Raw genomic sequence first — 9,272 nt, forward strand, 5'->3', positions numbered from 1 at the left:
TCGACCACCACGCCGTTTTGCGCCTTTGCGTCGCGCACCGCCTGGGCGGCGGTATCGGCGAGTTCTGCCGGGTTGTCGACAAGTCTGATCTCGAACTTCCGTCCCGCCTCGCCAAGCATCCGTTCGAGCGCGGCGCGGGTTTCATCGCTTTGTTTGCGCCCCGAACCCGCGTTCATCACGATGAAAAACGGCGCATCAGCGGCGATCGTTCGAGGTGCGTGTGCCTGCGGAGCGGCTTCGGATGGCGTTGGGGATAGTTCGGCGGGCGTCATGAATGGCGCTCCTGTCAGGTCGGATCGAGCACGCTCGATGATTGAACGGGTGCGTCGCCAGCCATTGCCGGGCAGCCGTTGCGGCGCCCGACAATTATAACAATTAGCTTACATTTTCTTCCGCCAATAAAAAGACGCGCGGCTTGCCGCCCCGCGCGCCTGCAAAGCGACTACAAACGCCGGCTACATATGTTCGCCGCGTATATAACCTTCGAGTTGGTGGATGGTGAGCTCCTGCTCGGACATGATGTTTTTCACCAGGTCGCCTATGGAAATCATCCCCACGAGTTTTTCGCCGTCGATGACCGGCAAATGGCGCATGCGTTTTTCGGTCATCAGCGCCATGCAGTCGTCCGTGGTCTGCTCCGGGCGCACGAAACGCACTTGCGAAGTCATGATTTCGTGCACCGGGGTCTGCCGCGAAACCCGGTCCATCAGCACCACTTTGCGCGCGTAATCGCGCTCGGTCATGATCCCGACAATGGCCTCGCCGTGCGTCACGATCAGCGCGCCGATATGCTTTTCCGCCATCATGACGATGGCGTCGTAGACCGAAGCCGTGTCGGCAATCGTGAAGATGGTGTGATCGGGTTTCGAATTAAGAACTTGTGCGACTGTTGCCATCGAACGCCTCCGTTGAACCGCGCGACGCCTGCCGGACGGCAGGGCGTACCACATGGGGCCACGTCTTGCCTTACATGAAAATTACCCAGCCCATTCAAAAAGTATAGGCCACCTGCCGGTTGCCCGGACGCTCGAAAACACGGGTTTTAGTCCGTCCAAGGGTCAATCCCGATACGGCAAACTCGATATGCGCACGGCACGGTAACGCTGCGTTCATAAACCCGCAAAATTGAGCTTCAGTTTCCCTGCACCGCGCCGCTAATCAGGAACCGGCTGGTCAAAGCCCGGCATAAATCGAACAGGAGAACATTTTGAGCAGCTCACAACACGACATCGAACAGCGGGTTCGGCTCGCAGGCAACAACATGTTCGAGCTGCTCTTGTTCCGCCTGGGCGAAGCGCCCGGCTCGGAGCAGCGCGAGCTTTACGGCATCAACGTGTTCAAGGTGCGTGAGATTCTCGCGATGCCCGAGATCACCGTGGTCGCCGGCGCGAATCCCGAAATCCTCGGCGTTGCCGATATCCGCGGTCAGATCATTCCGGTCATCGATCTGGCGCAGGTGACGGGTTGCCAGCCGAAAAACGGTCCGAAGATCCTGCTCGTGACTGAATTCGCGCGTACCACGCAAGGTTTTGCCGTCGAAGAAGTCGACGATATCGTGCGGCTGGAGTGGAACCAGGTTCTATCGGCGGAATCGCATTCGAGCGGGCGGACGGTGACGAGCTTCGCGCGGCTCGACGGCAACGTGGACGGTTCGCGGCTCGCGCAAGTGCTCGACGTGGAGCAGATCCTGCGCGACGTCCTGCCGTCGACAACTGCAGACGAGATCAACGAGTCCAGCACGGGCCGCCTGGTCCTGAAGCCCGGCACGAAGGTTCTCGCCGCCGATGATTCCGGCGTCGCCCGCAGCCTGATCGAGCAGAGCCTGAACGCGATGGGCGTGTCGTTCATCATGACCAAGAGCGGCCAGGAAGCGTGGAATGTGCTGGAAGACCTGCAGCGCAAGGCCGAGTCGGAAGGACGGCTTGCATCGGATGAAATCGCGCTGGTGCTGACTGATCTGGAAATGCCGGAGATGGACGGCTTCACGCTCACACGCCGCATCAAGGCGAACGCCGGCATGCAGGCCATTCCGGTGGTAATCCATTCGTCGCTGTCGGGATCGGCGAACGAGGAACACGTGCGCAAAGTGGGCGCAAACGCGTATGTATCGAAGTTTGCGCCGGCCGAACTCGCGACCGTGATGCGCAACGCATTGAAGACCGGCACCTGAAGCATTTAGTCCGGCCTCGACGCAAAAGCGCCAATGCCCGCTGGACGCAATTCCAGCGGGCATTGGCGCATTACACGGTCATTCAGCGAAGCTTTACGCGATCAGGACGGCTTGATGTTTGCCGGTTGTGCGCGCAACAGCACGAAGACTTATTGACCGAAGAAAACTGCTTGCGACTTGCTGGTGCCGTCACGGCTCGTCGAACCCGACTGCGTCAGCGACTTCGAGCCACCGTAAGCATTTGCATCGGCATTACGGCTTTCAGCAGCCAGCGTTTGCGTGTTCTGGCCTTGTTGCGAAGCCGGAGCACCCACCGAAGGACGATACGAAGGCGCCGGGCCGTAGCCGCTGGCAAAAGCCGGAACAGCGATAGAAGCGGTAGCGGCGATAAGCAAGGATGCGAGAAGGTTCTTTTTCATGATGAGCTCCGATATTGGGTAGACGTACGACTGTTCACAAGGCGTTGCAGCGGTCTTGCTAATGCGTCGTTGCTGCTTCGTCGATGAAATGCAGTGTATACCCGTACTATCGGTTTTTTATCCCCATAAACTTCAATACACTATTCAGGATCGAAGAATAATCAGGCGGATGGGGTGCGCCGGGGAAACGCCAGAAGCAAGCCTGTAAAAGGCTTGCGGCGATAGGTTTTGGGGACAAATGAAGTTGAAAACCGACTTTCGGCGACCGATTTCAGTGAACTTGCACGATCTGACCAATCAACTTGACCAGGACGCCGGGCGCGTTGCCTTTCTGGCAGTAGCCATCGAAGCCTGCGTGAACGCCCTTCGAGCGCACGTAGTCTTCCCCAAGCGCCGTAAAAGCGATGATTCCCGCATTACGGGTGGGAGAGATTCGGCGTAAAACGCGGGCAGTGGCGAACCCGTCGTGCTCCGGCATGCTGATGTCGAGCACGACGACATGTGGAACCCAACCATCGATTGCCTGTAGCGCGTCTACACCGCTCAGCGCAAAGCGAGTGTCGCAGCCGTCTGCGTTGAGCGCGGCAGCGAGACCTTCGGCGCTCGCGGCGTTGTCATCGACAACCAGGATTCGCCACTGCTCATGGTCTGCGTCGACGTTGCGGCTCGTCCACAGCGCGCATTTCGGGGAGTAGGAAACTGAAAGCATTGACCGCTCTATATTTTGCAGGTGCAGCAAATGCAGCATTTTTCGCGCCAACCTGCTCTATTGTCACAAGCGTTTCATGCGGAGGTGAGGCCAGAACCCGTACACGTCTTGTCTGACAATGAGTTGGCCGGTTGAAAGCGGCGCTCATCGACTAATCATGGGCGCCAGCATGTCGGGCGTTCAGGACTTTGCTTTGACCTTTTTGCCGGAAGATTCGTCCGTCGAGCGCAATTTTGCATTCGCGAGAACCAACAGGTTTGCGTCGGACTGACGCAGTGCCTCGTCCAGTTTGTCCAGCGCATCGCGCAACGTGCGTTTTTGTGTCTTGTTCAACGCTTGCGGGCCATGCTCCGCGACCAGCTTCGCTTCCTTCTCGAGCCGTTTGAGCAATTTCGTCCCGAGACGACTGTCGATGGCCTGCTCGCCCAGCAATTCGACGATGCTTGCCGCCAGCCGCGTCAATCCGTCGGCCGTGGTCTGCGTGGGTTCGTCCTGCTCGACGCGATCTTCCATGTGTATTTCCCCGTGATGCGCAATGAAGCGAGAAGGGTCAGGCTGCGCTCGACGGCCTTCTTGCACCGCGCGAGTCTACCCGCAAGGCGTGACAGCCATAAGTCCGTTACGTGTCACGCAGCAATCTCCCCACAGTAACGCGAATTCGTTGCACGGGACGTCCGAACTGCCGCAATTGGCACGCACAATCGGTGAGTGATCCGTTTTTCATTCCCCGCCGCCGATGACTACCGCCCTGCCCTACGCCTCTGACTTTTCCGGCCTCGTGTGCGGCTTTCGTTTTGCCGAAGACGCGCCGGGCATTCACATTGATTCGGACGGCGCGCTCAACTGGCTTGCGCAATGCAACGCCGGCCAGGAAGCGGGCGATTTCGTCTGGCTGCATTTCGATCTGGCGAACGGCGCAAGCGAACGCTGGATGCGCACGCAGCTCGATTTGCCCGACGCCTTCTTTGAAACGTTGCGCGACGGCTCGCATTCCACGCGCATCGAACACCAGGAGGGCGCACTGCTCGCGGTGATCAACGACGTGATGTTCAATTTCGATGTAACGCCATCCGAGATCGCCACACTGTGGGTCTACACGCGCGAAAAGCTGCTGGTCACCGCGCGGCTGAAACCCTTGCGCTCCATCGATACCCTGCGCGAGGCCGTGCGCGGCGGCGAAGTCTTTCGCTCGACCGTCGAGCTGCTAATCCATTTGCTGCGCGATCAGGCCGACTTGCTGGTCCAGATCGTAAGGCGCACGAGTATCGACATCGATAAAGTCGAAGACCGGTTTCTCTCCATGCGCGCCCCCGCCACGCGCTCGGAACTGGGTGCATCGCGGCGAGTGCTGGTGCGCCTGCAGCGTCTGCTTGCGCCCGAGCCGGGATCGATCTTCCGGCTGCTTGCCCGTCCGCCGCGCTGGCTGCAGACGCTCGACCTGCAGGATCTGCGCGACGCCACCGAAGAATTCTCCCTCGTTCTCGGCGATGTGGCCGGGCTTGTAGAACGCATCAAGCTCTTGCAGGAAGAAATCGCCGCGCGTCTGGACGAACAAAGCAACCGGACGCTGTTCACGCTGACGCTGGTCACGGTGCTGGCATTGCCGATCAACATCGTCGCCGGGATCATGGGCATGAACGTCGGCGGCATTCCGCTCGCCGAGAACAAGCATGGCTTCTGGCTGATGGTCGCGATCGTCGCGACGTTCACCGTGCTCGCGGGTTGGTGGGCGTTTTATCGAAGACGCGGGCGCTAGGCTGCGATCTGTCACCCAATTTTGAACTTGCATTCAACCATGGCGGACGCCGATACTGTACGCATATACAGTACCGGCGATCAGCAATGGAGTTGTCCGAAAAGCTGGAAATCCTCGCCGATGCCGCCAAGTACGACGCCTCTTGCGCAAGCAGCGGCGCACCGAAGCGGTCATCGCGTGGACTTGAAGGGCTCGGCGCCAGCACGGGCGCAGGCATTTGCCACAGTTTCACGCCTGACGGGCGTTGTGTGTCGTTGCTCAAGATTTTGCTGACCAACTTTTGTCAGTACGACTGTCAATATTGTGTGAACCGCCGTTCCAGCAATGTGCCGCGTGCACGATTCACCCCGCAGGAAGTGGTCGACCTGACGGTCGACTTCTATCGGCGCAATTACATCGACGGGCTGTTTCTCAGCTCCGGAATCATCCGCTCGTCGAACTACACCATGGAACAACTGGTTCGTGTCGCACAGTCCTTGCGCGAGGACCATCAATTCCGCGGTTATATCCATCTGAAAACCATTCCCGACGCCGATCCCGGGTTGATCGAGCAAGCCGGACTTTTCGCGGACCGGCTGAGCGTGAACATCGAATTGCCGACAGATGTCAGCTTGCAACGGCTCGCGCCTGAAAAAAGCGGACGCACCATCAAGATCGCGATGAGTTCGATCCGCGTGGCGCAAGAGGAATCGGAGGCCGAACCGAAGGCGCCGCGCTTCGCGCCGGCCGGACAAAGCACGCAAATGATCGTGGGCGCCGATACCACCGACGACCAGACCATCCTCGCCACCGCCGAAACGTTGTATGGGTCATACAAGTTGAAGCGCGTCTACTATTCGGCCTTCAGCCCGATTCCCGACAGCCCGTCCGCCGTGCCTTTGCAGGCGCCGCCGCTGTTGCGCGAGCATCGGCTGTATCAGGCGGATTTCCTGATGCGCGGCTACGGGTTCAGTGCGTCCGAATTGCTCGATGGCCCGGGCAATCTCTCGCTCGATATCGACCCGAAGCTCGCGTGGGCGCTCGGGCATCGCGAGCGCTTTCCCGTGGATCTGAACAAGGCGGCGTTGAGGATGATTGCGCGGGTGCCGGGCATCGGCATGAGAAACGCAAAACGCATTGTCGATTTGCGACGGTCCCGCAAGATTCGCTACGACGACCTCGTGCGCCTCAGGTGCAGCATGGACAAAGTACGGCCCTTCGTCACGACGGAGGACTACAAGCCGCCAATTCGCGATGTATCGTCCGATCATCTGCGCCGCGCGCTCACCGCCGCGCCGGTTCAGCTCTCCCTTTTGTGAGCCGGGGCGCTCATGCGGATGCGGACGGTTGTCATCGATGGTGAATATGCTTCTTGGCGCTCGGCTGCGTTGTCGGCGCTCGCGGAGAAACTGCCGCCGGAATTGATCGAGTGGCGGGAGATCAGCGACCACACGGCAAGCGACCCGTCTCTTTTCGACGCAGAAAAGCCGCCCGGCCTGCCCTCCGATGCGCCCGTTCTCTCGATCTCCAAGACTTTTGCAACGCTGCTGAAAGAAGCGGCGTCATTCCGCGATTCCGAACGCTGGGCATTCCTCTACAAGCTGATCTGGCGATGGTCGCAGGGCGACCGCGCGGTGGAATCGGCCGCCGACGAAGACGGCGTGCGTCTGCACAAGATGGCCAAATCGGTACGGCGCGCGCAACACGACATGATCGCGTACGTGCGTTTCCGCAAACGCGACCCGGCCCTCGGCGCGCCGGAATATGTCGCGTGGTACGAACCCGATCACGATGTCCTCGCCTGGAGCGCCGATCACTTTGCCCAGCGCATGGGCCGTTCATCGTGGATGATCACCACGCCGCACGGCGCCGCCATGTGGAGCGGGACGGAACTGCGCATCGAGCGACGCCCCGCGATCGCGGCCGACCACCTTCCTGAAAACGAAGACGATGCCGAAAAACTCTGGCTGACTTACTACAAAAGCACCTTCAATCCGGCGCGCCTCAACGAAACCGCCTTGCATCAGCACATGCCCGTGCGGTTCTGGAAGGGCTTGCCGGAGGGCCCGTTGATTCCGCAAATGATCAGCGAGGCTCGCAGCGGCGCCGGAAAAGTGGCGCAGGCGAGCGGTGTCGGCGCGCTCAGCCTGACGAGCGGCAAGGCAATCATCATGGAAGCGGAAAAGGCCCAGCCTGCCCGCCATGCAACCACATCCCTCGATGCCTGCCGCCGCTGCGAGCTTTGGCGCGAAGCGACGCAAGCCGTGCAGGGCGAAGGTCCGGTACAGGCCGCGATCATGCTGGTCGGCGAGCAGCCAGGCGATCAGGAAGATCTGAAGGGGCGTCCGTTCGTCGGTCCCGCAGGACAACTGCTCGATTCGGCAATGCAACGCTCCGGCCTCGATCGCGCCGACGTGTACATGACCAACGCGGTCAAGCACTTCAAGTGGGAACCGCGCGGCAAGCGCCGGCTGCACAAGACGCCGGCACAGCGTGAAGTCGATGCCTGTTCTGTGTGGCTCGAGCAGGAACTCGCGACGGTGAAGCCACGCGTGATCGTCGCGCTGGGCGCAACCGCGCTGCACAGTCTTGTTGGGAAACAGGCCACGCTCGGCAGTCATCTGGATAAAACCTTGCCGTTCAACGGCGGATGGCTGGTCACCACCTATCACCCGTCGTTTGCACTTCGCCAGCAAGATGAAATTGCGCGCGATCGCGCCGTCGATGTGATCGTGTCGGCGCTGGAGCGCGCGCAAATGCTGGCTTCAGCCGCCGCGCCGGATGCTACCGGCTTCAGAAGCCCAGGTCACTCAGGCCGGGATGATCGTCGGGACGACGACCCAGAGGCCAGTGATATTTGCGCTCTGATTCCTTGATGGGCAAGTCGTTGATGCTCGCATGCCGATGCGTCATCAGACCCGCTTCGTTGAATTCCCAGTTTTCGTTACCGAAGCTGCGAAACCAGTTCTTCGAATCATCGTGCCATTCGTAGGCAAAACGCACCGCGATCCGCGAACCGGTGAATGCCCACAACTCCTTGATCAGCCGATAGTCGAGTTCACGCGCCCATTTGCGCTCAAGAAATGCCTCGGCTTCAGCACGGCCCGACACGAACTCCGCACGATTACGCCAGCGGGTGTCTTCGCTATATGCCAGCGCAACCCGCTTGGGATCGCGCGAATTCCATCCGTCTTCAGCGAGACGGACCTTCTGCTTGGCGGTTTCAGCATTGAACGGGGGGAACGGCGGTTTGCTTTCCATGTCGGGTCCTTGGCGAGGTTATCGAGCGGCTTGGCTAGTGGAGACAGGTCTGTCTACCGGCGTACTCTAGCGCAGGTAGACAGACCTGTCTACAATGGTCGATCATGAACCTACTTGCTTCCACCAAGGACTTCGCGGCGGACCTGCCGCCCGCCGAACGGATTCTCGTTACCGCGCACAATCTGTTCTACCGCGATGGCATACGTGCTACGGGAATCGATCGCGTGATCGCAGAATCGGGCGTCGCAAAGAAGACGTTTTATCGATATTATCCGGCGAAAAACGATCTGATCGTGGCGTTCCTGGATTACCGGCATCGTAACTGGATGGCGTGGTTCCAGGACGCCGTCAAACGCCACGGCGGCGATGCCAGCGCGCTCGTGCCCACGCTTGCGGAATGGTTCGGGAGCGAGGTGTATCGCGGGTGCGCGTTCATCAACGCGGTGGTGGAAGTGGGCGGTACGCTGCCTGAAGCGGTCGATATCTCGCGGCGTCACAAACTGGATATGGCGGATGTCATCAGGACATTGCTGCCTGCCGGTTCCAGGACCGCCAAGGCGGATGCTCGCGCGCTGGCAATGGCCGTGGATGGCGCCATCATCGGTGCACAATTCGAGGATTCGCCTGACGCCACGCTGAAGTCGCTGGCTCGTGTGGTGAAGGCAATTGCAGACCCAAGTTGAGCGCCGGTTCGCCGGCACAACAAAAGAGGCCGTTCATTGAACGGCCTCTTTGCGTTGCGGTACGCCAACCGGCTAATTTTAGTGTCCGCCGCTGAGCACGATCTGAGCGATCACGCCCGTTGCGATCGCAGCGAGGACATAGTCGCCGCCAACGCCAACCCAGTGGTATCCGCGTGGCGGCTGTCGCAGGCCATAGCCGCGGTAGTCGTCGACCACATACTGACGGTCGCGGTAATCATTGGGCAACCGGTCTCCACGGCGCCATTCGCGCGGGCTGTCGCCACGCATGCCGGGA

The 9,272-nt window shown here is 60.1% G+C and carries 11 protein-coding genes and 1 pseudogene; 5 read left to right on the forward strand and 7 right to left on the reverse strand.

Going from position 1 to position 9,272, the window contains the following annotated elements:
- Together ACRXB1_RS22560 and ACRXB1_RS22565 are read right to left on the reverse strand one after the other, a co-directional pair.
- Positions 1–272 (reverse strand): annotated as a pseudogene (locus ACRXB1_RS22560) (diacylglycerol kinase); the annotation flags it as partial.
- 183 nt (positions 273–455) lie between these two features.
- Positions 456–896, reverse strand: a complete 441-nt coding sequence (locus ACRXB1_RS22565; RefSeq protein ID WP_062002623.1) for a CBS domain-containing protein — start codon at positions 894–896, stop codon at positions 456–458.
- 311 nt (positions 897–1,207) lie between these two features.
- Between ACRXB1_RS22565 and ACRXB1_RS22570 the strand changes: the two genes are divergently transcribed.
- Positions 1,208–2,170 carry a chemotaxis protein gene (locus ACRXB1_RS22570; RefSeq protein ID WP_174365460.1) on the forward strand — a complete coding sequence of 321 codons (963 nt, stop codon included), beginning with the start codon at positions 1,208–1,210 and terminating at the stop codon, positions 2,168–2,170.
- 149 nt (positions 2,171–2,319) lie between these two features.
- Here the strand turns inward: ACRXB1_RS22570 and ACRXB1_RS22575 are convergent, their stop codons facing one another.
- The 3 genes from ACRXB1_RS22575 to ACRXB1_RS22585 form a co-directional block, all read right to left on the reverse strand.
- Positions 2,320–2,589, reverse strand: coding sequence for a hypothetical protein (locus ACRXB1_RS22575; protein ID WP_062172357.1), 270 nt, complete (start codon positions 2,587–2,589; stop codon positions 2,320–2,322).
- 271 nt (positions 2,590–2,860) lie between these two features.
- Positions 2,861–3,298: a response regulator gene (locus ACRXB1_RS22580; RefSeq protein WP_062003633.1), complete on the reverse strand. Its 438-nt coding sequence runs from the start codon at positions 3,296–3,298 to the stop codon at positions 2,861–2,863.
- Positions 3,299–3,478: 180 nt separating this feature from the next.
- On the reverse strand, positions 3,479–3,811 hold the full coding sequence (locus ACRXB1_RS22585) for a hypothetical protein (RefSeq protein WP_062002620.1): 333 nt from the start codon (positions 3,809–3,811) through the stop codon (positions 3,479–3,481).
- 223 nt (positions 3,812–4,034) lie between these two features.
- Between ACRXB1_RS22585 and ACRXB1_RS22590 the strand changes: the two genes are divergently transcribed.
- From ACRXB1_RS22590 to ACRXB1_RS22600, 3 genes are all read left to right on the forward strand, one after another.
- Positions 4,035–5,054 carry a transporter gene (locus tag ACRXB1_RS22590; protein WP_449493271.1) on the forward strand — a complete coding sequence of 340 codons (1,020 nt, stop codon included), beginning with the start codon at positions 4,035–4,037 and terminating at the stop codon, positions 5,052–5,054.
- A gap of 86 nt (positions 5,055–5,140) precedes the next feature.
- Positions 5,141–6,352 carry a putative DNA modification/repair radical SAM protein gene (locus ACRXB1_RS22595; protein WP_086382791.1) on the forward strand — a complete coding sequence of 404 codons (1,212 nt, stop codon included), beginning with the start codon at positions 5,141–5,143 and terminating at the stop codon, positions 6,350–6,352.
- A gap of 18 nt (positions 6,353–6,370) precedes the next feature.
- Positions 6,371–7,909, forward strand: coding sequence for a UdgX family uracil-DNA binding protein (locus ACRXB1_RS22600; protein ID WP_449493272.1), 1,539 nt, complete (start codon positions 6,371–6,373; stop codon positions 7,907–7,909).
- On the opposite strand, the gene ACRXB1_RS22605 is transcribed toward ACRXB1_RS22600, so the two are convergent.
- Positions 7,827–8,294 carry a nuclear transport factor 2 family protein gene (locus ACRXB1_RS22605; protein ID WP_062172355.1) on the reverse strand — a complete coding sequence of 156 codons (468 nt, stop codon included), beginning with the start codon at positions 8,292–8,294 and terminating at the stop codon, positions 7,827–7,829. The two genes, ACRXB1_RS22600 and ACRXB1_RS22605, sit on opposite strands and share 83 nt — an antisense overlap.
- Before the next feature lie 104 nt (positions 8,295–8,398).
- On the opposite strand from ACRXB1_RS22605, the gene ACRXB1_RS22610 reads away from it, so the two are divergent.
- Positions 8,399–8,977 carry a TetR/AcrR family transcriptional regulator gene (locus tag ACRXB1_RS22610; RefSeq protein WP_449493273.1) on the forward strand — a complete coding sequence of 193 codons (579 nt, stop codon included), beginning with the start codon at positions 8,399–8,401 and terminating at the stop codon, positions 8,975–8,977.
- A 78-nt stretch (positions 8,978–9,055) separates the two neighbouring features.
- Here ACRXB1_RS22610 and ACRXB1_RS22615 read toward each other — a convergent pair.
- The coding region (locus tag ACRXB1_RS22615) for an RcnB family protein (protein WP_449493274.1) at positions 9,056–9,272 on the reverse strand (217 nt) is incomplete at its 5' end.

The organism is Caballeronia sp. M23-90 (genome assembly GCF_053574605.1).

Coding starts and splice junctions, on each gene's coding strand:
- ACRXB1_RS22565 (WP_062002623.1), bottom strand. CDS start 896: ATGGCAACAGTCGCACAAGTTCTTAATTCGAAACCCGATCACACCATC.
- ACRXB1_RS22575 (WP_062172357.1), bottom strand. CDS start 2,589: ATGAAAAAGAACCTTCTCGCATCCTTGCTTATCGCCGCTACCGCTTCT.
- ACRXB1_RS22580 (WP_062003633.1), bottom strand. CDS start 3,298: ATGCTTTCAGTTTCCTACTCCCCGAAATGCGCGCTGTGGACGAGCCGC.
- ACRXB1_RS22585 (WP_062002620.1), bottom strand. CDS start 3,811: ATGGAAGATCGCGTCGAGCAGGACGAACCCACGCAGACCACGGCCGAC.
- ACRXB1_RS22590 (WP_449493271.1), top strand. CDS start 4,035: ATGACTACCGCCCTGCCCTACGCCTCTGACTTTTCCGGCCTCGTGTGC.
- ACRXB1_RS22595 (WP_086382791.1), top strand. CDS start 5,141: ATGGAGTTGTCCGAAAAGCTGGAAATCCTCGCCGATGCCGCCAAGTAC.
- ACRXB1_RS22600 (WP_449493272.1), top strand. CDS start 6,371: ATGCGGACGGTTGTCATCGATGGTGAATATGCTTCTTGGCGCTCGGCT.
- ACRXB1_RS22605 (WP_062172355.1), bottom strand. CDS start 8,294: ATGGAAAGCAAACCGCCGTTCCCCCCGTTCAATGCTGAAACCGCCAAG.
- ACRXB1_RS22610 (WP_449493273.1), top strand. CDS start 8,399: ATGAACCTACTTGCTTCCACCAAGGACTTCGCGGCGGACCTGCCGCCC.